The sequence below is a fragment of the Cognataquiflexum aquatile genome, from assembly GCF_003316845.1.
GTDB lineage: Bacteria > Bacteroidota > Bacteroidia > Cytophagales > Cyclobacteriaceae > Cognataquiflexum > Cognataquiflexum aquatile.
The window spans coordinates 579,912-604,979 of sequence record NZ_QMIK01000001.1 but is presented as its reverse complement, the minus strand read 5'-3'; the positions used below and the strand labels follow the sequence as shown (position 1 = coordinate 604,979).

General features: G+C 41.0%; 12 protein-coding genes. 11 read left to right on the top strand and 1 reads right to left on the bottom strand.

The annotated features are described in order from the left end of the window. Positions 1-19: 19 nt before the first annotated feature. The 7 genes from DQW11_RS02485 to DQW11_RS02455 are packed head-to-tail and all read left to right on the top strand — an operon-like array spanning position 20 to position 16,187. Entirely contained in the window at positions 20-1,159 is a 1,140-nt protein-coding gene (locus tag DQW11_RS02485) for an FIST signal transduction protein (RefSeq protein WP_113922420.1), read from the top strand. Beyond that, positions 1,160-2,185: a sensor histidine kinase gene (locus DQW11_RS02480; RefSeq protein WP_113922419.1), complete on the top strand. Its 1,026-nt coding sequence runs from the start codon at positions 1,160-1,162 to the stop codon at positions 2,183-2,185. 15 nt (positions 2,186-2,200) lie between these two features. Then, positions 2,201-4,267: an ATP-binding protein gene (locus DQW11_RS02475; RefSeq protein WP_113922418.1), complete on the top strand. Its 2,067-nt coding sequence runs from the start codon at positions 2,201-2,203 to the stop codon at positions 4,265-4,267. Beyond that, positions 4,264-6,627 (top strand): ATP-binding protein, encoded by a 2,364-nt coding sequence (locus tag DQW11_RS02470; protein WP_232826657.1) that lies wholly within the window; start codon positions 4,264-4,266, stop codon positions 6,625-6,627. Before DQW11_RS02475 ends, DQW11_RS02470 begins: the two co-directional genes overlap by 4 nt. 9 nt (positions 6,628-6,636) lie before the next feature. Continuing rightward, on the top strand, positions 6,637-8,664 hold the full coding sequence (locus DQW11_RS22445; protein WP_113922417.1) for an ATP-binding protein: 2,028 nt from the start codon (positions 6,637-6,639) through the stop codon (positions 8,662-8,664). Further along, entirely contained in the window at positions 8,661-12,392 is a 3,732-nt protein-coding gene (locus DQW11_RS22555; protein WP_113922416.1) for a sensor histidine kinase, read from the top strand. The genes DQW11_RS22445 and DQW11_RS22555 overlap by 4 nt, the downstream gene beginning before the upstream one ends. 9 nt (positions 12,393-12,401) lie before the next feature. Continuing rightward, complete coding sequence (locus tag DQW11_RS02455) at positions 12,402-16,187, top strand: sensor histidine kinase (RefSeq protein WP_198669829.1); 3,786 nt, start codon at positions 12,402-12,404, stop codon at positions 16,185-16,187. 140 nt (positions 16,188-16,327) lie between these two features. Here DQW11_RS02455 and DQW11_RS02450 read toward each other — a convergent pair whose 3' ends face one another. Continuing rightward, positions 16,328-16,594, bottom strand: a complete 267-nt coding sequence (locus DQW11_RS02450) for a hypothetical protein (protein WP_113922414.1) — start codon at positions 16,592-16,594, stop codon at positions 16,328-16,330. A gap of 127 nt (positions 16,595-16,721) precedes the next feature. Between DQW11_RS02450 and DQW11_RS22335 the strand changes: the two genes are divergently transcribed. The 4 genes from DQW11_RS22335 (at position 16,722) to DQW11_RS22170 (ending at position 24,932) form a co-directional block, all read left to right on the top strand. Beyond that, positions 16,722-18,902: a tetratricopeptide repeat-containing sensor histidine kinase gene (locus tag DQW11_RS22335; RefSeq protein ID WP_198669828.1), complete on the top strand. Its 2,181-nt coding sequence runs from the start codon at positions 16,722-16,724 to the stop codon at positions 18,900-18,902. Between the two features lie 241 nt (positions 18,903-19,143). Further along, positions 19,144-22,674 (top strand): two-component regulator propeller domain-containing protein, encoded by a 3,531-nt coding sequence (locus tag DQW11_RS02440; RefSeq protein WP_232826689.1) that lies wholly within the window; start codon positions 19,144-19,146, stop codon positions 22,672-22,674. Positions 22,675-23,157: 483 nt separating this feature from the next. Then, positions 23,158-24,762: a cation:proton antiporter domain-containing protein gene (locus DQW11_RS02435; RefSeq protein ID WP_113922411.1), complete on the top strand. Its 1,605-nt coding sequence runs from the start codon at positions 23,158-23,160 to the stop codon at positions 24,760-24,762. Positions 24,763-24,782: 20 nt separating this feature from the next. Further along, positions 24,783-24,932, top strand: a complete 150-nt coding sequence (locus tag DQW11_RS22170) for a hypothetical protein (RefSeq protein WP_157966003.1) — start codon at positions 24,783-24,785, stop codon at positions 24,930-24,932. Positions 24,933-25,068: the final 136 nt, after the last annotated feature.

Sequence of the window (25,068 nt, the reverse complement as noted above, 5' to 3'; positions counted from 1 at the left end):
TTCAAAAAACACTGAACCCATGATAGCAAAATCAATCAAAGGCGCATCACCTGAAGAAATTAAAACTGAATTGGAGGCCAGTATGGCGGATGGTTTCAAACCCACCCTAGCCATTGCTTTTGTTTCCGTCAAACAAGACCGCCATGCTATCTGCGAGATATTGGACGAAGCAGGTCTGGCCATTTTTGGGGCTACTACAAACGGAGGTTTTATGGATGAAGAAGTAGTATTAGGAGAAGCAGCGATCATGCTTTTGGACATGAATCCGGCATATTTCCAAATCTATTTTGAAGAATACCCTCAAAAGAATTACCGAGAAGTGGCAGCAGGCATTGCAAATAAGGCTTTGAAGGATTTTTCCAATCCTGCATTTCTAATGGCAGGCAGCCATATGGAAACCGATGCTGAGCAATTGCTTTTTGGCTTTGAAGATGTCATAGGCAAGCAAGTGAATATTTACGGTGGCATGGCAGGCGATGATTTCTCTTTTACCAATCAATTTGTTTTCACAAACAATCAAGAATCTAAAAGAGGTATTATCGTCTTAGCGATTGATGAGAATAAAATAAAAATAAAGGGTAGGGCTACCTGTGGTTGGAAAGCAGTGGGAACGGAACGAACTGTAACCAAGAGTGAAGGCAATCATGTTTTTACTGTGGATGATGTTCCGGTCCTCGACCTGACCGCCAAATATGGTGGCCTAGAAAATATAACACCCGATAATGGTGGATTTTCCATCGAGGTGGCGGCTCAATTTCCGTTGCAGTTGCAACGGGAAGTCGGGGACCCGGTCATGAGACCCGGTCTTTTGGTAGACTGGAGTGACCATTCCTTTTATTGCAGCGGAGCAGTGCCGCAAGGTTCCAAAGTACGCTTTTCTCTGCCTCCGGATTTTGATGTGATCGATAAGGTTATTAAAGCTTGCGAAGAGTTGAAGGCAACAGAAATGCAGGAAGCAGATGCATTGGTTATTTTCAGTTGCGCAGGAAGATTCATTACGCTGGGTCCTTTGATTGGGGATGAAATTGAAGGCATGCGCAACGTGTGGGATGTGCCTATGGTCGGCATGTTTAGCAATGCAGAACTGGCACGGGCAACCGGGGGAAATCTGGAGATGCATAATCTTACCACCTGTTGTGTGCTGCTTAAAGAAAAATAAATGAACAGACACCTCCAGCATATTCTCGACACACTACTTCAGATTGAAGCCATCTCTGATGAGCAAAAATCTACTCTCAATAAATCCCTCAAGGATGTGGATAAAGAGTTGACTATTTTGGAATTCAAACTGGACCGCACCGAAAAAGTAAAACGCACCACTGCCATTTTACTCGAAGAAACAATTGAGGAGCTTGAACTGAAAAGGAAAGCCATTGAAGAAACCAATTCGGCACTTCAACGATCATTGGGAGAACTCAAAGCCACCCAAGCCCAACTGATCCAGCAGGAAAAGCTCGCTTCGCTTGGTCAACTCACTGCCGGCATTGCCCACGAGATCAAGAACCCGCTGAATTTTGTGAATAACTTCTCGGAAGTTTCCATTGAGATAATTGGAGAAACTTTGGAAGAGATGGAGAAGCGAGAGGGGAGAGACGAGACGCTCATACAGGAAAACCTAGAGGATATCCAGTCCAACTTGCAGAAAATCCATGAACATGGCTCTCGTGCCAATAGCATCGTGACTTCCATGCTGCAGCATTCCAGAGAAGGAACCGGCAAAAAGGAACCGACTGACTTAAATGCCCTGATCCAAGAATATGTCAACCTGAGTTTTCACGGGATGCGTGCCGGAAAGAATCCGATCAATGTAGAGATAGTCTTGGATTTGGACCCTGATGTAAAGGAAGTATCCCTAGTCAAAGAGGACTTTACAAGAGTTATCATCAACCTGTGTAATAACGCTTTTGATGCGATGAAGTCTGTAAAGACCCTACATGCTGCGTCTCTAAGAGTAAGCACCAAAAAGCAGGGAGATAAAATAACCATCGAAGTCTCCGACAACGGCCCAGGCATCCCCGACGAGATCAAAGACAAAATCCTGCAGCCTTTCTTTACCACTAAAAAAGGAACCGAGGGAACGGGACTTGGGCTGAGTATCACCCATGATATTGTGAAAGCGCATGGGGGGGAGTTAAAAGTGGAGAGTAAGAAGGGAGAAGAAACAACATTTTTAATTTATTTATAAAATGAAAGATTATTCATGAAGCATACATTAACCTTTATCATTTTAATCTTTCTGGTGAGTTTTGGAAAAGCTCAGCAGTCTACTACTATTGGCCAGCTAACTCAGGCAGATCTTGATTTATTTCAAAAAATCGAAAAAGAAACGAACCCTGACAGGATTATTGAACTGGCTTTTAATCTGGTGTTCTTATCTGATGATAAAGCCCCTCTTCCTTTACTGGAAGAGGCTAAAATGTTATATGATCTTTCACAAAAAAAGAGAAGTACTTTTTTGGAATGTGTAGCTATGTCTTTGTATGCTCAGGGCTATCGGATAACAGGTGACTTTACAAAATCTCAGGAGTACCATTATAAAGCTATTGACATCGCAAAAAAGATAGGTGACTATTCATTGCTCGGATATTCACTTAACCAGTCGGCTCATATGTATAAAGACCGGGAGGAAAATGATAGAGCCATAGCAATTTATAAAGAAGCGAGTGAGACAGCCAATAAAGGAAGCGAACCTGTCTTTAAGTTTTACCCAATCATGAACCTCGGATTTGTTTATATGCAAGAGAATAAGGCAGATTCAGCGATGTTTTATTCAACTAAAGCAGTAAGCATGATAAAAGACCTGTTGTTAAACATGGAAGACGCTAATCAGAAGATAATTGTAGAGCGAAGTTTACTGGTTTATTGCTTATCCAATTTGGCCGGATCATACAGCATCTTGAATGATAAAATTAATGCCGACAAGTATTATGGAGAAGCACTTGAAATTATAGAGAAATATAAGGGATTAAAAAGTCGCTATTTCCAATTCGTTTATTACAGTCTTGCAAATCACTACTATCGATATAAGGATGAAGATTCAGCCATTATCGCTGCAAAATTGGCAATAGAATCTGTAAGCAACAGCCCTCTTGAGTATTTATCTGCCAGGCCCGCAAAAATGATCAGCGATTATTATGAATCCAAAAATGCCGACAGCACTGTAAAGTATTTAAAAATTTACCTGAAAGGAAACGAGGTAATGAATAGCACCCGGGTTACACAGCAACTGCAAATGAAGTCAGTTGAAGAAGAACAAAAGGCACTGGAATTTCAAAGAGCGGAAGAAGCATACAGGAACAAGATTGCATTTTATATACTTGGCGTAGGATTGGTAGTTTTGTTATTTGTGGCGTTGATTATCTACCGTTCGTCTCAACAGCGCAAACGCATTAATGCTCAATTACAGATACAAAAGGAACAGGTTGAAAAAACTTTGATTGAACTCAAATCCACCCAATCCCAACTCATCCAATCCGAAAAGATGGCCTCGTTGGGTGAACTCACTGCAGGCATTGCCCATGAGATCCAGAATCCTTTGAACTTTGTGAATAATTTTTCGGAGGTAAGCGCGGAGTTGATGGAAGAATTAAAGGGTGAGAGGTTAAAGGTAAAAAGTGAGAGGAACGAATCCGTGGAAGATGAAATAATCGGTGATGTAATCCAAAACCTCGAAAAGATCAACCACCACGGCAAGCGGGCAGATGCGATAGTGAAGGGGATGCTCGAGCATAGCAGAACCGGCTCTGGTGTAAAAGAACTGACCGATCTCAATGCCTTGGCTGATGAATTTTTTAGGCTGAGCTACCAATCATTTTTGGCAAAAGATCCCGATTTCAAAGTTGAGTTACAGACAAACCTGGATCTTGGTCTTCCAAAGATTTCCGTCATCCCACAGGATATCGGTAAGATTCTGCTCAACCTGTATAGCAATGCTTTCTACGCCTGTGCTGAGCGAAGTCGAAGTACAGTGAATGAAAGGTCCAAAACAGATCCAGAATTCAAGCCTTTGGTGCAATTGACTACTCGAAATCTTGGAGGGAAAATCGAAGTGGGTGTAAAAGACAACGGTCCCGGTATCCCCGACGCCATCAAATCAAAAATCTTCCAACCCTTCTTCACCACTAAACCAACCGGCCAGGGCACAGGATTGGGATTATCACTATCTTATGATATTGTGAAAGCGCATGGTGGGGAGTTGAGGGTGGAGACGAAGGAAGGGGAAGGGAGTGAGTTTATTATCCAATTACCAAAACAGGTATTGATATGATCAGATTATGTTACGCGCTAAGATTATCCATCTTAGTTACAATAGGTATGTGGTTGCTCTTTCCAAGTACTGGGCAGGCCCAGCAGAATACTTATGCCGACTCGATTCTAACTTCGCTCAAAAGAATCGAAAAAAGCGAGGGACAAAACAGCGCTAACTACAGAGAGGCAATCGATCTGATGAATCGAAACAAAAAGGAGATCTTGTTGGATCACCGCCCACTTAGTCAAGAGTTGGATCGCATCAAACCCATCCTTACCGAGAAGGAGTATTATGGCTTAATCCTCGTTTTTTATAGAAGTCATTTTAATCTGGACAGCATTCCGAATGAAAGTTTGATCAGATTTGGTAAGGATTTCATCGAAGCTAACAAGGATGTTTCTTCTCCTGCCGGTAAGAGTACCTTGCATCAAATCATCAGGGGAACCCGGTTGCCTTTTAGGAACCTGGGATTAATGTACGAAGGCATTACATACTACACTTCTCTAGGTAACTATTTCGTGGAAAAAAATGATAAGGCCGCTGCATCTATAGTTTACAGTTCAATAACCGGATTTTATTCTCGGATGGGAATACCCTCAAAAGCGGAGTATTATGTTCAAAAATCCCTCAGTTATCTTGATGATAACCCTGCCAACGACACCTTAATTCCCATGTTAGGTACCAGCGGGAAAGCGAATCGTTATTTGCAATTGGCAGGTATCTATTTGGATCAAAATTTAATCGAACAAGCTGAAAAGAATCAAATTCTTGCTATAAAACAATACGAAAAATTGCGAGCTCCTGAGCTTGTCTATGACGCACCCTACTACTTTTTGCAAATGGCGAGAGTAAAAACGTTATTGAATAGTGATAGCAGTCTATATTATTTCGACAAAGCTTCTGATCTTTTAGAGTCTAGAAAGAAAGAAAAGGTGAATTATTCTGATGTTCAATTTGACACAGAGACTTTATATGCATGGTACTATCTGGAAAAAGGCAAATATTTTTTAACTAAGAATCAAAATGATTCTGCCGCCCATTATTTTGTCTTAACAAAAAATCTGAAAGAAAATCGAAAGCTACCCATCACAAGCCCTTTTGGGGAGTTGAGGCCAAATTATTATGCTGCCACATTGGCGCTACAGGAAAATAGACCATTGCAGGCGATTCAACTGTTAGGTTCCGAGATTCAGGAACTCAAGGCTATCAACGGAAGGTCATCATTGATTGAGGAATTGGAGTTGTTGGCTAAAGCATATGCCTCTGCAGGATTGCACAAAGAGGGTTTTGCTACGCAGCAGGAACTCCTGAGTTTGCTTCAGGTAATTAAGGAGGAATCAGATGAGGCACAATCACTGAGTTTTGAAATCGAAAAGAAAATGCAGGAGGATGCAAACAACATATCCCTCCTGAAATCCAAGGAAGAAACCAATGAAAAAATTAAATACTATTTCTATGGCATAACAGCCTTGTTGGGATTGTTTGCCCTCACCTTAGGCTTTGCCATTGTAAATAAGCAAAAATCAAATTCCCGGCTGACAATAAAAAATCAAGAGGTGACAAATACCTTGGATAAACTTCGACAAACCCAAGCCCAACTCATCCAATCCGAAAAAATGGCAAGCCTTGGTGAACTCACCGCAGGCATCGCCCATGAGATCCAGAATCCGTTGAATTTTGTGAACAATTTTTCGGAGGTTAGTGCGGAGTTGGTTGATGAGATTCAAGACATAAGACGCAAGACACAAGACAAGGCAACATCGAGTGAAGAGGATGAGATTCTGGAGGATATTAAGCAAAACTTAGAAAAGATCAACCACCACGGCAAGCGGGCTGATGCGATCGTCAAGGGGATGCTTGAGCATAGCAGAACAAGTTCGGGGGAGAAGGTGTTGACGGATCTCAATGCTTTGGCAGATGAATATTTGAGGTTGAGTTACCACGGAATGAAAGCCAAGGATAATTCTTTCAATGCTGACTTCGTAACTGACTTCGATCCAAATCTTCCCAAAATCAATGTAGTGCCACAGGAAATCGGCAGGGTTTTATTGAATATCATCAACAATGCTTTTCAGGCTACTAACGATCTCTCCAAGGGTTTGGAACCTTTGGAGAGTTTCCAACCTATGGTCACCATCACTTCAAAAAACCTCGGAGACAAAATAGAAATAAAGGTTTCCGATAACGGCCCCGGTATCCTCTCCTCCATCAAAGACAAAATCTTCCAACCTTTCTTTACTACCAAACCCACCGGGCAGGGGACAGGATTAGGCTTGTCACTGAGTTATGATATTGTAAAAGCGCATGGGGGCGAATTGAAGGTGGAGACGAAGGAAGGAGAAGGAAGTGAATTTATTATTCAGTTGCCATTGGTTTAAATAATCAATATGAAAACAGTTTTAAAAATAGCACTCTTACTTTTCCTCCCGCTCATTGCAAATGCGCAGAAAAGTAAGCCCGACAGCCTTAGAATGGTCTTGGAAAATGCAACCAATGACAAGGAACGGCATAATGCATCGACAGGGTTATATTTTTATTATTTTGAAGGAAACAGAGACTCCGCATTGTTTTATGCTGAAAAGCGGTTCGAACTTGCAAGAAAAAACAACCAAAAATTAGCCGAGGCAGGTGCTTTAATTAGTATTGGTTATCAATTTAGCTCTACCGGAAAATATTCAAAATCATTCCAAAGCCTATTACAGGCACTTAAAATCACTGAAGACCCAAAAAATAAGGAAGTACCTGGGTGGACAGTAACCCAGTATCCATTTTCAGGTGACCAAAGGCTTTGGCTTAATTCTGTTGCCCATACTATTTTAGGTGGATTGATGACTAGTACAGGGAATAATGAACAGGGAATAGTTGCGCATAAAAAGTCACTGAGCATTGCAGAACAAATTAATTCTCTAGACAGGCAGGTAATAGGAAATGCGAACTTAGGAATCATTTATTTCAACGAGAATAAACTTGACTCCGCAATGTATTTTGCAAAAGCCGCTTATTTGATTTTGGAAAATTATGATGGACAACAATTTAGAGGGAATACTTTACTTACGCTTGGTAATATTTATCTAGCAAAAGGAGATAGGGTACAGGCCAGAAGGTATTATTATGAAGGGCTACTTTCAGCTTCAGTTGAAAATAGTCAAAGTATTGTAGCCAATATAAATCATACCCTTGTTGATTTTTTTGTAGGAGAAAATAAAAAAGACTCTGCGTTAATCTATGCTATACAGAATTTAAAAGCAATTGAGTCCTCAGGTGGTATAGCAAACCAAAGTAGTAATATGGGAACTGCCTATGAAGACCTTTATCGAGCTTACAAATTGAGCAATCAAAAAGATAGTGCATACAAATACCTCGAGCTGGCATCTGTAATTTTAGACAGTTTAAATGAAATCAGAATTAAAAATCTGGCTGATTTTCAAAAGCTATCACTTAGTGAGGCGATGCGGTTGGAACAATTGGAAAACGAGAGAATCCAAACTCAGGCAAAAATAAGAACTTATGGAATGCTTGCAGGATTAGCCATTCTTTCGATAATTGGTTTTATCCTTTATCGAAATAATCGTCAAAAACAAAAAGCTAATAAAGTATTAGAGTCAGCTCTGACCAATCTAAAATCCACCCAAGCCCAACTCATCCAAGCGGAGAAAATGGCCTCGCTGGGTGAACTCACTGCCGGCATTGCCCATGAAATTCAGAATCCGCTGAATTTTGTGAATAATTTTTCGGAAGTCAGCACGGAACTGTTGGATGAAATGAATGAAGAACTCGATAAAGGAGATATTGAAGAGGCTAAGTTTATTTCAAAGGATATCAAGGAAAATCTATTTAAGATCAACCACCACGGCAAGCGGGCAGATGCCATTGTCAAAGGAATGCTCGAGCATAGCAAAAAAGGTTCTGGCCAGAAGGAACCTACTGATCTCAATGCCCTTGCTGAGGAATTTCTAAGGCTTAGCTACCAATCCTTTTTAGCGAAAGATCCAGAATTCAAAGTTGAGTTAAAGACAAACCTGGATCCTGATCTTCCGAAGATTTCGGTCATTCCACAGGATATCGGCAAGGTCCTACTCAACCTGTACAGCAATGCTTTCTACGCGGTAAATGAAAAGGCCAAAACAGATCCAAATTTCCAGCCTTTGGTGGAATTGACGACTCGTAATCTTGGTGGCAAAATCGAAGTAGTTGTAAAAGACAACGGCTCCGGCATCCCCGATTCAATCAAAGAAAAAATCTTCCAACCCTTTTTCACCACCAAACCTACCGGGCAGGGCACAGGATTGGGATTATCCTTATCTTATGATATTGTGAAAGCGCATGGGGGGGAGATTAAGGTCGAATCCGAAATAGGGAAAGGCACAACGTTTACAATATTATTGAATCACAACCCATCACCCCAAAGCATATGAAACCCAAGACCGGATTTTCGCACCCTATTTTTTATCTGTTGTTTATTCCATTGATAGTGGCCATCTCCTGTACCAACAAAACCGACACCCCTTTTCCGGAAAATGGGTCAGGGTATGAGATCCCAAAAGCTGTTCCCTTCCAAATGCCGGAAGGAAAACCCATCCAATGGAAAACCTATCCGGAGGACAGTATCCCCAAGGCTGTCAAAATCACTTTTGATGTAGAAAAGCTCCCCTCAAAGCCCTTTACCATAAATGAGTTTAAACCGCTCAAAAATCCCATCACTTCTACTTCATTTGATTGGGATAAACTTGAATCCATTCCTTTCAAAGCCGATTCTATTGATAAGTTTCCTGTCAAAGTCCGGAAATTTATCCTACCCAATCCAATTGTGACTCCCGCTAGCTTGCCTTCGGTTTGGACAGGAGGAACTTCTGCCATAGTGAGATTGGGCCAAGCTGAAGGTTTGTTGGGAAACAAAGTTTACTCTCTATTGACGGATAATTTTGGGAGTGTCTGGATTGGAACAGAACGGGGACTGCACAAATACAATGGCTCTGAGTTTTTGACTTATAATTTCTTTGGAAAAAATGAAAACGGCTCTATTGAAATTATCTCCGATCTGATATTGGATAAAGAAGGTAGGTTGGTTATTTCAGGTTTGGTTACAGGTGTTTATCGATTGGATATTACGTTGGGTATCGTAGAGCATTTCGCTTACGAAAAAGGATTTGTACGGATGGATTTTGACCATGAAGGAGTTTTGTGGGGGACAAATAATGGCTTGTTCTTCCTCGATATGGAAAACAGGCTGATTTCTGAAGTCGACCTTGACCGGGCTAATTCTAATTTGAATGTAGCCATTGGAGTCAAAGAGGACAGTCAAAAAAATATTTGGATAGGTTTTGGGGAAAAAATCGGAATCCTTGACCCCGAAAGAAAAGCCATCCGATTTATCGGAGAACTCGAAGGTCTTGTTGTTAGGACTGCTTATAACTTTACAGAAGACAAGTCCGGAAATGTCTGGATCACCGCGTTTTCAACTGATGCTTTCAGTGTTTCCCTGCAAAACAGCAAGATCATGCATTTGGGAGCTGCTCAGGGATATTTTGGACGGACCACAGATGTATTCGAGGACAGTATGGATAGACTTTGGCTGGTATCTAATGATACATTGACGGTGTATGACCAAGCTTCTTCCAAAATGAAGAAAATACTGACAGGATCGCCGATCCGGGTTGCGGGTTTTCCATCTTCCTCGATGAAAGGAAATGGCGATGTGATCTGGGTAGGAACCGACAAACATGGCATTTTATTGGTTGATCCCAATGGAATGCTTGCAGAGAATTTTTCGGCGAATAATGGCTTGGAAAGCAATGATGTCTGGGGAATAGATGAAGATTCCCAAGGAAGAATCTGGATGGCAACCTACAGAGGGATCAATATTTATGACCCGGCTAAGGAAAAACTTTCACTGCTGAAACTTCCGAGTGAATTGAGCGGCAATGATTTCCGTCAATTGATTGCGACCGGGGAGGATAAATTTTTTGCAGGAATTATTGGAGGATTTGCCATCATAGATGTCAAAGGGAAATCCATCACCTATTACAATACTGTTCAAAAAGGACTTGCAAACGCTGTATTTAATGGCGTCCAATCTTCAGATGGTAAATTTTGGATGGGAACAGGAAACGGATTGTTGGTCTTTGATCCTACTTCAAATTCCTTTCAAAAATTGGACAAATCCAATGGACTAATTTCCAACACCTCCTTTGTCGTCATCAAAGACCGGAAAGGAAAGATCTGGGTTTGTTCAGATGCAGGGATCAACATCATCGATCCAAAAACCAATACCAATGTGACCTTGCAAAAAAAGGAGGGATTGCTGAGTAATTATAACTCCATGGTTTTTGAGTCAGAATCCGGAGAAGTTATTGTCGGAGGGGATGAGGGTTTCTCGATCTTTGGTTTGGATGAAACTTCCATCACCCACGTTTCGGCCAAAAACGGTCTGATGCCGCCGGCACTATATGACTTAACTGAAGTAAACGGAAAGATCCATGTCGGTTCCGAAAACGGAATCATTATCGTGAATAGACCTACACCCGCCAATCCCGATCAGGCATGGCATTTTTCCAATTTTGGAAAATCATCAGGGATTCCATACAATGATTACAACCAATCAACGGCATTCCAAACCAAGAAAGGGCCGGTTTTTTGGGGAGCTGCACCGATCATGACAGTGGTGCATCAGGATCCAATAATTGATAAAAATCCTCCGATAGTGGAGATCAAAGGAATGAATATCATGGACCAAAACCCGATATTCATGAATACTTCCTTTCTGAAAAACAGTCTTTCTGAGGGAGATACGCTGTGGAACAGTGATTTTACCATCGGATATACAAAGGATAATTTCCCTGCAGATTCTAGTTACCTCTCACAAAACAATATCCAATGGGACAGCATCAGCCCCGGTTTTCAGATGCCTAATCAGCTCAAACTTCCATATGACCAAAACTCCTTCAATTTCAGTTTTGTCAACCAATCTGTTTTGGGAAGGGATAAAATTGTGTACAGGTACATTTTAGAAGGGGCAGACCAAGCTTGGTCAGACGCCAGTCCCAAAGCAAACTCCAGGATTTACTACAACCTTACCCCGGGAGATTACACATTCAAGGTGGCCACACGGGGATTCAATGGCATTTGGAGTGAACCCGCAACGTTGGATTTTGAAATCCTTCCTCCTTGGTGGCAGACTTGGTGGGCATATTTGCTTTTTGCTTCGCTGTTTGGCGGGCTGACTTACGGTATTGTCCATGTCAGGTCACAATACCTGAAAAAGGAAAACAGGATTTTGGAGGAGAAAGTATTGCACCGTACTTCCCAACTCAAAAAATCCATCGATGACCTCAAAGCCACCCAATCTCAGTTGATCCAATCCGAGAAAATGGCTTCTCTCGGAGAACTTACCGCAGGCATCGCCCATGAGATCCAGAATCCGCTGAACTTTGTCAACAACTTCTCAGAGTTGAGTGTAGAGTTGGCCGATGAGTTGAAACTGGAATTGTCCAAAATCGATATCGACTCCGGCCAAAGGGATGAATTGGAGGCCATAGCAAATGATATCATCCAAAACCAGCAAAAAATCCATCACCATGGCAAGCGGGCAGATTCCATCGTTAAGGGCATGCTTCAGCACAGTAGGGCAAGTTCTGGGCAAAAGGAATTAACGGACATCAACGCTTTGGCAGATGAATATTTGCGCTTGTCCTACCATGGATTAAGGGCAAAGGACAAAAGCTTCAATGCTGAATTCAAGACAGACTTGGACCCGAACCTGCCAAAAGTCAGCGTAGTGGCACAGGACCTGGGCCGTGTGTTATTGAACCTGGTCAACAATGCTTTTTATGCATGCGGCAATTCAGAATTCAGAGCGCAGAATGCAGCAGTAAAACCACTGGTAACTGTCTCCACATCCACCCTTGAAGATGGAGGAGGGGTAAAAATATCCGTCAAGGACAATGGTCCGGGTATTCCGGACCATGTAAAGGAAAAAATCTTCCAGCCCTTCTTCACCACCAAACCTACGGGGCAGGGGACGGGACTTGGACTCTCTTTGAGTTATGATATTGTCAAAGCGCATGGAGGGCAGTTGAGGTTGGAGACAAAAGTGGGACTAGGTACTGAATTTATGATAATTCTCCCAATTCAAAACCAAATCTGATTTATGAAAATGAAATCAATTAGTCTGGTCAGTATATGCTTTTTTGCTATCATTTTGGTACTGATTTCTTCTTGTGATGGGGGCAATAAAGCCATTCCTTTTCCTTCAGAGGAAAAAGAATTTGAAATTCCAAAAAGCACCAAGCTGCAATTTAGTGAACCTAAAAAATTCGATTGGAAGGTAAGTGTATCGCAGGAATTAAAGTCAGCGCCAGTCAGAAAAGTGAATTTTGAAAAACTTCCATCCAAACCATTTTATCCGGACGGTTTTCTTCCACTTTTGTCGACTCCATCAGAAGTCAAGTTTGATTTCATTCAATTACCGGATACTGTAATCGACTTTAAAAACCTTGAAACCAAACCTTTGAAATTCCAAACCTCTTTAATCGAACCACCAAAGATCGTAAAGACTGGTTTGCCAAAATTGAAAAGGAATGCCTCTCTTGGAGTTTTTGAGTTTGGGGAAGATCAGGGTTTTCCCGGATACCTTGTTACTTCGATGATGCAGGATAGCAAAGGAATGATATGGATCGCTACCGATAAAGGACTCTGCCGGTTCAATGGGGAATATCTTGAAATCTATTCTTTCATTGATGAGATTTTCACAGGGGCGCTAGCTTCTGTAAATGACATGGCTGAAGATAAAAAAGGCAGAATTTGGATATACACAGCACAAAACGGAATCTATGTTCTTGATCATGCAATAGGTGTCGTCAGAGAAGTGAAATTATCATTGGGAGCCTTTAATTTTAATGCTGGCTGTGACATGCTCATTGACAGCAAGGGTTTCATTTGGCTGGGTACCAGGCGTGATGGCTTGTTCATCATCGATCCGGAAAAAGAAACCTTCCGTCAGGTGTCCAAATTAAAAGAAGGAGATAAAGGAGATGCCCGACAGTTAGCCGAGGATGCCGAAGGTAATATTTGGACGGGAAGTCAAGTTGGCTTGAGTGTAATAAATCAGGAAACAGGACGTGTCCGATTTTTAGACAATACAAATGGACTACCCTCTAATCAGGTTTTGGACTTGTATATGGATACCAAAAACCAGATTTGGACGAGCACCTTGGGAGCGGGAATTTCCATCATTCAACCCAAACAGGGAAGTATATTAAATGAAGGTTCTCAAACTGGTATCATACATGATGTCTTCCAGATCATCCAGGACAATGACCAAAAAATGTGGATGGCCACTAACTCGGGTGTTTACATTCTTGACGTTTCCAAAAACACCTTCAAGTACCTGAACGCTTCAAAAGGATTGAACGATGATGTAGTTATCAATTTGATGAACGACAAGCAAGGTCAGATTTGGATAGCCACCAATCAGGGTTTAAACCTCATTGACACCGAAGGTATTATGCCCAATTATCTTACTGAAGTTGACGGACTGAGTGGGCCTGATGTCTGGAGTTTTTTTGAAGACAGACAGGACCGAATTTGGATTGGATCTCGTCAGGGAATAGATGTTTATTATCCGGAGAAGAACATTGTTAAAAAAGTAAATCTGGAACTTCAATTAGGGAAGGGTTCGGGCATTGCTTTCAATTTCCATAAGCTAAATAACGGGAATTATCTGATTTTGGCAGCCAGTCTAGGATTTGGCATTTTTGATCCGGAAAGAGAAACTATAACTACTGTAACCAAAGAGCAGGGTTTGACAAATACATTTCCAAATTGCAGTATGGTTGACAACCAAGGGCGGTTGTGGACAGGTTCTTTTCGCAACCAAGGAATCGAAATCATTGATTTGGAAAAAGGAACTTTCACCCTTCTTACCAATGCTGATGGATTAATCGGAGATATTGTTTGGGGAATCAACCAGGACCGACGTGGGATGATTTGGGTTTCCACGGATAAAGGAATAAATATTATCAATCCGGAGGAAAACACCATTTCTTATTTGATCGAGAATGGAAAAATAAGTGAAAGAAACGGATCAGGCTCTATTAACGATAAGGATGGAAGGGTTTGGATTACAACACGATCGGGGATTCTAATAGCAGATCCTGAACAAGGTCTCCTTACCTCAATTTCTACTGAAAATGGGCTTATCAATCCTGCAGTCTATACTTTATACGAACACCAAGAAAGAATTTATGCAGGCACGGGAAATGGATTGACTGTTTTTATTCCAAAGCCTAAAAACAATGAAACATCAACTAGTGATTGGAATTATGATCTGAAATCCTACGGGAAACAGCAAGGATTTATCTACACCGATTTTAATGCAGGTTCAGCTTTTTCCTATTTGAACAAATTATGGTTCGGGATTGAGGGGCAGGCAATGACTGTCATCGATATTCCAAAGGAAGAAAGGGTGCAAAATACTACCCTGATATCAGGTATTTCCATATCTGATCAACTTCTTAACTTTTATACTAACAGATCGATCCAAAAGAAATACCCTTCACTTGACACGTTGTTTACTGCTAAAAAGGATACTTTTTTCATGACGGATAATCTTCCAGAGGAGACAGGATGGTTGATGGAAAACAACATCCAATGGGACAGTGCGAGCGGTTATTTTAACCTTCCGGTGAATCTTAAAATACCCTATGAGCAAAATTATGTAAGTTTTCAATTTACAGGCAATCAATCGACAAACCGGGACATGGTCAGATATCGATACGTACTGGAAGGGTTTGACAAAGAATGGAGTGAAATATCAGATAAGCCATTCAGCGAAAATTACCGGAATCTTCCGGCTGGCAAATATACTTTCAAGGTAAGAAGTAGAGGATTTGATGGTGATTGGAGTGAACCTGCTCAATTCACCTTCACCGTTTTGCCACATTGGACCAATACCTGGTGGGCTTGGCTTTTGTATTTGATTGGTTTTGTCACAGTGGTAGGAATCATTGTGCAATACCGTTCTAAAATGCTTAAAAGAGAAAATCTGATCCTAGAGGAAAAAGTAAAGCACCGGACTTTTCAGTTGAATCGGTCTATAGAAGATTTGAAATCAACGCAAAGCCAACTTATCCAATCCGAAAAAATGGCCAGTCTTGGTGAACTTACTGCAGGCATTGCCCATGAGATACAGAACCCTTTGAACTTCGTGAATAATTTTTCGGAGGTAAGCAACGAGTTGATAGCCGAAATAGAAGAAGAAAGAGCCAAAAACCAAGAGGCGAGAGACGAGACTTTGGTTTCAGAGATCCTTCAGGATGTCAAATCAAATCTCGAAAAAATCAACCACCACGGCAAGCGGGCAGATGCGATAGTAAAAGGAATGCTGGAGCATAGCCGAGCAGGGAAGGGGGAAAAAGCACCCACGGATATCAATGCATTGGCTGATGAATATTTGCGATTGGCTTATCATGGATTAAGGGCGAAGGACAAAAGCTTCACCGCGGACTTCTCCATTGACCTAGATCCCAACCTGCCAAAGGTAAACGTGGTAGCATCTGACCTTGGGCGGGTTTTATTGAACCTGATCAACAATGCTTTTTATGCCTGTGCTGAGCGTAGTCGAAGTACTGTGAATGAGCGAAGTAAAAAAGCCGAAGCAGGTTATGCTCCCAAAGTCTTGGTAAGTTCCCGTCAGGAAAACGGGAAAGTATTGATTTCAGTGCAGGATAACGGCAACGGTATTCCGCAAAAAATACTTGATAAAATCTTCCAGCCCTTTTTCACCACCAAACCTACGGGGCAGGGGACGGGACTTGGACTCTCTTTGAGTTATGATATTGTCAAAGCGCATGGGGGAGAATTGAAGGTGGAGACTAATTCTGGAGAAGGTCTATCAGCAGGAAAAACATTTACAGAATTCACCATCATATTGCCTTTGTGACGGAGTTTGGGTTGATAAATCAAAAAGAAGTTGAAAATCAAGGATGGATTTCGGATGTAAAAAAATAAACCCTGATCGAGGTAGCAATTGAATACCAAGATCAGGGTCAGTAAAATTCATTAAAGGAAGAAAATATGGAATTACCGTCTGGTTCGAGCCGGATCTACTCTAGTTCTGGCCGGATCTACCGCTTGGGTTCTTGCGGGGTCCACGATCCCTTTGATCAAATCTTCATTTCCCTGATTTATATTATCAGAAGTGTTTTGACCATTTCCATCTTCGTCACCTGATGGTACAAGATTATCCTGATCGTCAGATGGGGAAGCATCCATTTTCACAATTGAATCCATTTCAAAAGTGAAAAATAATAAACAAGTATTTTCATTCGCAAAGGAGATTCTTTTCATGATTTTGAGATTAAAGTGCAAATTATATGTATTAAAGGTAGTTTTTAAAGTTAAAATTCCAAATTTTATTACATTGAAATCCAATTCGACCCTTATTCATTTGTCAATCAAAAACTATGATCTATTCATGAAAGCCCTATTAAGACCACATGAAAGTAAACTTGGGCGGATTGCATTTTGTATTATAGGCTTTTTTATCCTATCCATAGGACTGGTTCAGGCACAAACCATCGAAGAACTGAAAGCTGACCTTGAGAAACTTTCCCAAAAACCGGGATATTCCAAAGATACCGTTTACCTCAACAAAGCCAATGACCTTGGTTTTATGCTTGCAGAAAGTAATCCCGACAGTGCTTTCCTCTTCCTTGACAAACAGATTGAGATGTGTCAAAAAGCCAATTACAAAAAGGGCGAATCGGAAGCCTTAAAAATATTTGGAAATGCACTTCAGAATAAAGGTGATTTTGCAGCTTCCATTGAATATTACAAAAAATCTCTCGCTATTGCCCAAAGTATGCCTGACGACAGGTTGCTCCCGGGAATATTGAACAATATCGGATTGGTTTATTTTAATCTCGGCAATTATGCTGAGGCATTGGGTAACTTTTTTGAGGCGATAAAAGGGGCTGAACAAACGGGGAATTTAAATGTAGAGGGTGCGGCATTGAACAACATTGCCATGATCTATTTTGAACAGGGTAAGCTGGAGGAAGCCAAAACCAAATATCAGGAGATGCTCGTTATTTACCAGAAAATGGGAAATCAGGGGAGAATGATTCTCGCTTATAACAATCTCGGCGATGTAGAACTCAAGCAAAACAAACCCTTTGAGGCCCTTGAACATCTCAAAATAGGACACGCTTCAGCCTTGGCTTTGCAAAGTCCCGAATTTATTGAAATGACTGCACGGACTTTGGCGGACATATATGTGGCCTTGGACAGTGCCGATAAGGCTGAAAACCTGTACCGTCAATCCATTGCCATCGCCAAAGAAAAGGGGTATGGCGTTCCTTATTCCCATTCTTTGGTAGGATTGGCAGAATTGTATTATGTCAAAGGAAACTACCAAGAAGCCCTCCTGTATGCAAATGAAGGATTGGAGCAGGCCAATAAAATGAAGCAGGCCATGCAACAGCGAAATGCCCATGAACTATTGGCCAAAATCAATGAAAAGAAAGGCGACTTCCAAGGAGCATTGGCTGATTATAAGCTATTCAAACAATATAATGACAGCATCAATAATGCCCGCGGACAGCGCTTAGCTGCCACTTTGGAAGCGGAATATGAATTTTCGAAAAAGACTCTGGAATTTGAAAAAGCAAGTCTGCGACAGTGGTGGCTGATTTTTTCAGCTTTTATAGGGTTGTTTACTTTTTTGATCATTCTTTTTATTGTTTATAGAAATAGAAATAAACTGAACAAAGCTTTTCTGATCCTGAAGGAAAAAAACGTTGAAATTGAAAGTAAAAACGAAAAACTTGAAAACGCACTTGACCAGTTGAGGTCAACACAACTGCAACTTATCCAATCCGAAAAAATGGCCAGTCTAGGAGAACTCACCGCCGGCATAGCCCATGAAATTCAGAACCCGCTCAATTTCGTGAACAATTTCTCTGAGGTAAGTGCGGAACTGATGCAGGAATTAAAAGTTGAGAGGTTAAAGGTGGAAGGTAAGAGGAGTGAAACAGTGGAGGAAGAAATTATTGGTGATGTTATCCAAAACCTTGAAAAAATCCACCAACATGGAAAGCGGGCGGATGCGATAGTCAAAGGTATGCTGGAACACAGCAAGACAGGAAAAGGGGAGAAAATTCTGACAGACATCAATAGCTTGACAAGTGAATGTCTGCGTCTATCATACCACGGATTTTTGGCAAAAGATAAAAATTTTAAGGTTGACTTTCGGACAGAGTTTGATCCTGGTTTACCGAAAATCAATGTGGTTCCCCAAGACTTGTCCAGGGTTTTCATCAATATCATCAACAATGCTTTTCAGGCGTTTAGCACCCCTCAGCCCCCTGAAGGGGGAGGAAATATTCCAACCGTTAAGGTTAAAACAAAGGTGGTTAAGTCCCCTTCAGGGGATTTAGGGGTAGAAATAAGAGTTTCCGACAACGGACCCGGCATCCCTGACGCCATCAAAGACAAAATCTTCCAACCTTTCTTCACCACCAAGCCGCCGGGAGAAGGAACAGGCCTGGGACTGAGTTTGAGTTATGACATTGTAAAGGCTCATGGGGGAGAGATTAAAGTCAATTCTAAATTTGGAGAAGGGACAGAATTTTTAATCAATCTTCCTTATATTTAAGATAATCAACACATTAGGTGTGGGTTGATTCATATTTTTTTTACCAATTTAAATACGGCATATGAATGCATTCAAACTAGTTTTTGCAATTTGTTTGGGATTTTTGTCTTCATGTAATACTAAACAGGAATTAAATGCAATTGATAAAAGTATCCCAAAAGATTCTCTTGTTCCATTACAAAGAACCGTATTAGCCGACCTCCCCGACAGCCTTCAGCCCAAAACCTATTTTTTGAAAGACATGCCAAAACCTGTGGTCAGAGCTGTTCCCAAGGGGGGTGGTGAAACCATTATGCTGCCTATCTTAAAAAACGAAAAAGGTGAACCCATTTTGGATCAGGAAGGCAAAACGATTCTCATGGGAGATGGTGGAATATCAGATTTTACCAATTTCACTACTGAGGATGGATTGGCTTTGGATGGAGTTCGATGTTCGATGATGGATAAATTCGGGAATCTTTGGTTTGGTACTGAACGAGGTGTGAGCCGATTTGACGGAAAATCCTTTACCAATTATACCACAGCCCATGGGTTAACAAATAGTACTATTTTGACAATATTTCAGGATAAATTCGGGAATCTTTGGTTTGGAACTCAACAAGGTGTAAGCCGATATGACGGAAAATCCTTTACCAATTTCGCCACAGCCGACAGCCTTAACCTTGATTTTGTTGTTACGATCATCGAGGATAAAGCTGGGAATATTTGGTTTGGAACTATTGGCAATGGGGCAATGAAATTTGATGGCCAAAATTTTACGAGTTTTACTACAAAAGAAGGCTTAGCAAGTAATAATACTAATTGCATTTTAGTGGACAAGGCAGGAAATGTTTGGTTTGGTGGTGGTGGTTTGAGCCGTTATAACGGTGAATCCTTCGCCACTTACACCGCAACTGACGGTTTTCCACGAAATTATATTTTTAGCATGCATGAGGATAAAAAAGGAAACATTTGGTTTGGTACAAATGCTGGGATTATATGTCAATCTAACAGCAAATTCTCCAAACCTTTTAAAGGAGAAAATATGCAATCTATAAACAAAATATTAGAGGATAATCAGGGAAACCTGTGGTTTACATCTTTTTCTGAGGGAGTAAAGTCTTATGATGGCAAATCTCTAAAACACTTTACCACAACTCAAGGATTGACAAATCCATCAGTTTTGAGTATCACTGAGGATAAAGTTGGTAGCATTTGGTTCGGTACTTTTGGTGGGGGAGTCAGTCGGTATAATGGGAAAGCATTTACTTTTTTTTCCAAGATTTATGGTTTGCCAGGTTCTCTTGTTTATAGCTTAACTGAAGATAAAACCGGAAACCTTTGGCTTGGTACTTTTGGAGGTGGTGTGAGCCGCTTCGACGGCAAGTCATTTACTACTTTTTTAAGAGCTCAAGGTTTGTCTGATGCACTTGTGACTAGTACAATTGAGGATAAATTCGGAAATTTTTGGTTCGGCACATCAGGAAATGGTGTCTATCGTTTTGATGGCAAATTATTCACCAATTTTTCCACAGTTCAGGGATTGACTAGTAATAATGTCTCTTCTATGTTACTGGATAAAATAGGAAATCTATGGATTGGTACATTTGATGCGGGGGTCAGTAGATATGATGGTGAATCATTTACCAATTATACTACAGCTCAAGGGCTTGCTCAAATTGAAATAAATACAATATTCCAAGATAACTTCGGAAAAATTTGGCTCGGAACCAATGGTGGTGGAGTCAGTCTATATGACGGTAAATCGCTTACTAATTTTACCACTGATCATGGACTGGCGAATAATATGGTTATCTCGATTTTTGAGGATCTATCGGGGAATTTATGGTTCGGAACTGAGGAAGGGTTAAGTTTTTTGGATTCAGAAACCTACAAAGAATTATTTCAAGTACAAACATCAAATGAAATTTCTGATTCCATTCAAGTTCCGAGCTGGGATCGCATAAATTCTACTGTATTTAGAAGTTTTAGAATTGCAGATGGTTTGTCGGATGATATTGTAATCCAAATTCTTCAAATGCCAAATGGGAAAATGGCCATTGGGACCTATTTAGGGATCAATATTTTCAATATTTCCGAAGATGGTACTCTGCTCACTGATTTTGAAAAATTCGAATCATCTACAGGCTATCCTGTGAAGGATGTGAATTTTGGGAAAAATGCATTGCTATTGGACAGCAAAGGCATCATCTGGGCAGGGACAGGTTCTGAAAAAACAGGATTGGTAAGGTTTGATTATGAGGCATTAAACAAAAATGTGGAAGCACCTGTCTTAGTCATTCAATCAATTAAAGTGAAAGATGAAAAGGTTAGCTGGCATACTTTAAAAGATACCTTCGATAACGTTGAGAATGAGAAATCAAACTTGGAAGATGATACCCCGACAGTAAAGGGTATCATTATACCTCCTAATGTTACAGAAGAAGTAAGCCTTTTCGGCAGGGAATTAAGGTTGGCTGAAAGGGATAGTATGAGACAGCGCTTCGGCAAAATAGAGTTTGATAGTATAACGCCATTTTATCCTTTGCCCCAAAATCTTTTATTGCCTTATAACCTCAATCAGGTTTCTTTTGAATTTGTTGCCATCGAGACTTCCCGTCCCCAAATGGTCAAATATCAATACCAATTGGAAGGATATGACGAGGATTGGAGCCCTCTTACAAACAGATCCAATGCTTCTTTTGGAAATATTCAAGAAGGTTCCTACACATTTAAGGTTAAAGCACAGGGAGCCAATGGAATGTGGACTGCGCCTGTTTCTTACTCTTTTACAGTATTGCCACCTTGGTACCGATCTTGGTGGGCTTATGGTATTTATGCTTTATTCTTAGTTGGGCTAGTCTGGAGAATCCACTTGATCCAAAAAGCGAGAACTCTCAGGATTGAACGTGAAAAAACCAAAGACAAAGAATTGGCTCAGGCAAAAGAAATTGAAAAGGCATATGGTGAACTTGGCAAAGCCCATCAAACTTTAAAATCCACCCAGGCACAACTGATCCAATCAGAAAAGATGGCTTCATTGGGTGAACTCACCGCTGGCATCGCCCATGAGATTCAGAATCCATTGAATTTTGTGAATAATTTTTCAGAAGTCAGCAGCGAACTTTTAGACGAAATGAATGAAGAGCTTGAAAAAGGAGACATTGATGAGGCTAAATTCATCGCAAATGATATCAAGCAAAATCTCGATAAAATCAACCACCATGGAAAGCGGGCAGATGCGATTGTGAAGGGAATGCTCGAGCACAGCAGAATAAGTTCGGGAGAAAAAGTGTCCACCGATATCAATGCTTTGGCTGATGAGTATCTGAGACTGTCCTACCATGGCATGAGGGCGAAGGATAAGTCTTTCAACGCGGACTTTGTAACCGACTTCGATCCAACTCTTCCCAAAATCAACTTGGTCCCACAAGAAATCGGAAGAGTGCTTTTGAATATCATCAACAATGCTTTTCAAGCGTTTACCAATTCAGAATTCAGTCAAGATAGCTATCGGGATCATAATTCTGAATTAAAGCCCCTAGTAACTGTCTCGACGATGAAGAATGGAGACAATCTAGAAATAAGAGTTTCTGATAACGGTCCCGGAATTCCCGATTCCATAAAAACCAAAATATTCCAACCCTTCTTCACCACCAAGCCAACCGGACTGGGAACGGGTTTGGGATTATCCTTATCTTATGATATTGTGAAAGCTCATGGTGGAGAGATTAAAGTGGATTCTCAACCCGGCTTGGGAACTACTTTTATTATTCTTTTACCCACTTACTAATCTTTGCTAAAGAAATCCCCAAAATATTTCCTTGGGTTTTTTGTTGCTTGTTTTTTGGGATGGAACCTCTTCAATTCTTCATACCTATGCCCCCAAACATGCCTACAACCTGGTCCAGCTTGTAAGCCTAGCCATAGCTCCGTTATATTAAAGTTTACCTTCCTTTCCCGCTCCCTACACTTCCTCTTATATTTTGACCGTGTTTATACCGTGTTTTCACCGTGTTTGAGGTGATGGGTAGCTATAGGTTCTCTGTGATCCATTCAGGTTAGCTTCCATTTTAAATGCAAGCATAGCCACCGGTATTCCATTTCAAATAGGTAGGTAAGTGCTAATACTCAGTTATATAGAATATCCATTATTGTCTCCATTTTTGCTTTATTGGCTAAGAACGCTGTTCATTCCAAATTGAACACACATCTTAATTAAGAGCATTAGGTATGATGCCGGGAAAGTTTTTAATTGTACTAAAATCCAATCCCTATGGATATCTATCCCTTTTACCAGGTTGCTTTCTTGCTCGCTGCAGCCTTTACATGTGGAGTGCTCGCCAAGCGTATCGGACTTCCGCCTTTGGTAGGGTTCTTAATCGCAGGTTTTCTGATCAATTTTTCGGGTCTTCAGGAAGGAAATATCAATAGCAGCATCGAGGTGCTGGCAGATATCGGAGTGATGGTTTTACTTTTTACCATCGGTCTAAAGCTGAAGCTCAAAGAGCTCTTCAGGCCGGAAATCTGGATCTCGGCTTCTTTGCACATGATCCTCATCATATTGGCTATGTCCGGAGTTCTTACGCTATTGATGTACTTCGGGATCAGCATATTCTCAGACCTTAGTTTGGAAAGTACGCTGATGTTGAGTTTTGCCTTGAGCTTTTCAAGTACAGTCTTTGTGGTAAAAACCCTCGAAGCCCGGGGGGAGATGGCTTCTTACCATGGTAGGATTGCTATTGGAATTCTGGTAATACAGGATATTTTCGCCGTTCTCTTCATTGCTTTCTCTGATAAGAAAATCCCATCACTTTGGATTTTTGCCCTGCCGATTGTGTTATGGCTTCTGCAAAAAATACTGAGTCGGCTCCTTCATCAAATGGAACATGGAGAATTATTTTCATTCTTTGGGTTCTTCGCAATTTTTGTAGCAGGGGCATTGAGTTTTAACTTTGTTGGCTTGAAGGCTGATCTGGGTGCTTTGGTAATAGGAATGCTGCTTGTCAACCATCCCAGGGTTGATGAACTGTATATCCGTATGACTGAGTACAAGGATTTTTTTCTTATTGCTTTTTTTATAAATGTAGGAATGGTGGGTTTGCCTAGTTTTTCCACATTAGGTGTGGCCATGATTCTTTTGCCTTTTGCATTAGTCAAAGGGGTGCTTTTTTTGTTTATTCTATCCAGGTTTTCACTTCAACCGCGTACCGCATTTCTCAGTGCTTTGGGCCTAAGTAATTTCAGTGAATTTGGACTAATTGTGGGCATTGTAGGTCTCCAGATTGGTTTACTCACCAATGAATGGATCGTGGCAATGGCGATATTAATGTCTTTGTCATTTGTTTTGGCAGCGCCTCTCAATGTTTACTCTCACGCTATCTTTGACCGGTTTAAGGGTGTTATTTTGAAGCTCAACAGGAAAAAGCAAAGTGTAGATTGCGAACCACTTAGCTTCGGGAAAGCAGAAATTCTGGTGGTTGGACTCGGAAGTGTCGGAATGCCTACCTTCCATTCACTGCAGCAGATTCACGGGGATAAGGTATTGGGTCTTGATTTTAATCCTGATTTGGTTGCAGCAGTTCAGCAATCCGGTCAGAACGTTCTGTGGGCTGATGTTACAGACAGCGAGCTATGGGATAATGTGGATTGTAAAAACATCAAAGCTGTATTCATGACAGTGGCCGATTTCAATGCAAACATTCAAACCCTTTCTGAAATAGGCCGAATTAAAGAACGGCCCTTCAAAATTTTTGCAATGAGCAGGTATTCAGACCACGCACAAAAGTACAGGTCGATTGGTGTAGACTACGTTTTTGAATACAAGGAAAACCTGGGGTATGATTTTGTGGCTAACGTACTTAAGAGGCAAGACGTTTAGTTCATAAGAAGATTACGGAAATGGCTCGCACAATAGATTTGGAATACAATCTTCCGAGCTTTCTCCACTACCACGCCACAGGTGAAGGAATAATGGGACTGAGTTTGAGTATTCGTGAAGGCCCTTCGTGGGGAATTGAAAGCAAGGACAGAAAAAGGGAAGGGCAGTGAGTTTATTAAAGAATTTCCCTCAAAATCATAATCCCAAAGGAAACTTTAAGGGTTTCATTTGTTCTAATTGGGTTTTTCAATATTCGCCTGCCCGGATGCTGATTTTGAAAAAACTTATGGAGCTAAAAATATTTTC

Coding starts and splice junctions, on each gene's coding strand:
- DQW11_RS02485 (WP_113922420.1), top strand. CDS start 20: ATGATAGCAAAATCAATCAAAGGCGCATCACCTGAAGAAATTAAAACT.
- DQW11_RS02480 (WP_113922419.1), top strand. CDS start 1,160: ATGAACAGACACCTCCAGCATATTCTCGACACACTACTTCAGATTGAA.
- DQW11_RS02475 (WP_113922418.1), top strand. CDS start 2,201: ATGAAGCATACATTAACCTTTATCATTTTAATCTTTCTGGTGAGTTTT.
- DQW11_RS02470 (WP_232826657.1), top strand. CDS start 4,264: ATGATCAGATTATGTTACGCGCTAAGATTATCCATCTTAGTTACAATA.
- DQW11_RS22445 (WP_113922417.1), top strand. CDS start 6,637: ATGAAAACAGTTTTAAAAATAGCACTCTTACTTTTCCTCCCGCTCATT.
- DQW11_RS22555 (WP_113922416.1), top strand. CDS start 8,661: ATGAAACCCAAGACCGGATTTTCGCACCCTATTTTTTATCTGTTGTTT.
- DQW11_RS02455 (WP_198669829.1), top strand. CDS start 12,402: ATGAAATCAATTAGTCTGGTCAGTATATGCTTTTTTGCTATCATTTTG.
- DQW11_RS02450 (WP_113922414.1), bottom strand. CDS start 16,594: ATGAAAAGAATCTCCTTTGCGAATGAAAATACTTGTTTATTATTTTTC.
- DQW11_RS22335 (WP_198669828.1), top strand. CDS start 16,722: ATGAAAGCCCTATTAAGACCACATGAAAGTAAACTTGGGCGGATTGCA.
- DQW11_RS02440 (WP_232826689.1), top strand. CDS start 19,144: ATGCCAAAACCTGTGGTCAGAGCTGTTCCCAAGGGGGGTGGTGAAACC.
- DQW11_RS02435 (WP_113922411.1), top strand. CDS start 23,158: ATGGATATCTATCCCTTTTACCAGGTTGCTTTCTTGCTCGCTGCAGCC.
- DQW11_RS22170 (WP_157966003.1), top strand. CDS start 24,783: ATGGCTCGCACAATAGATTTGGAATACAATCTTCCGAGCTTTCTCCAC.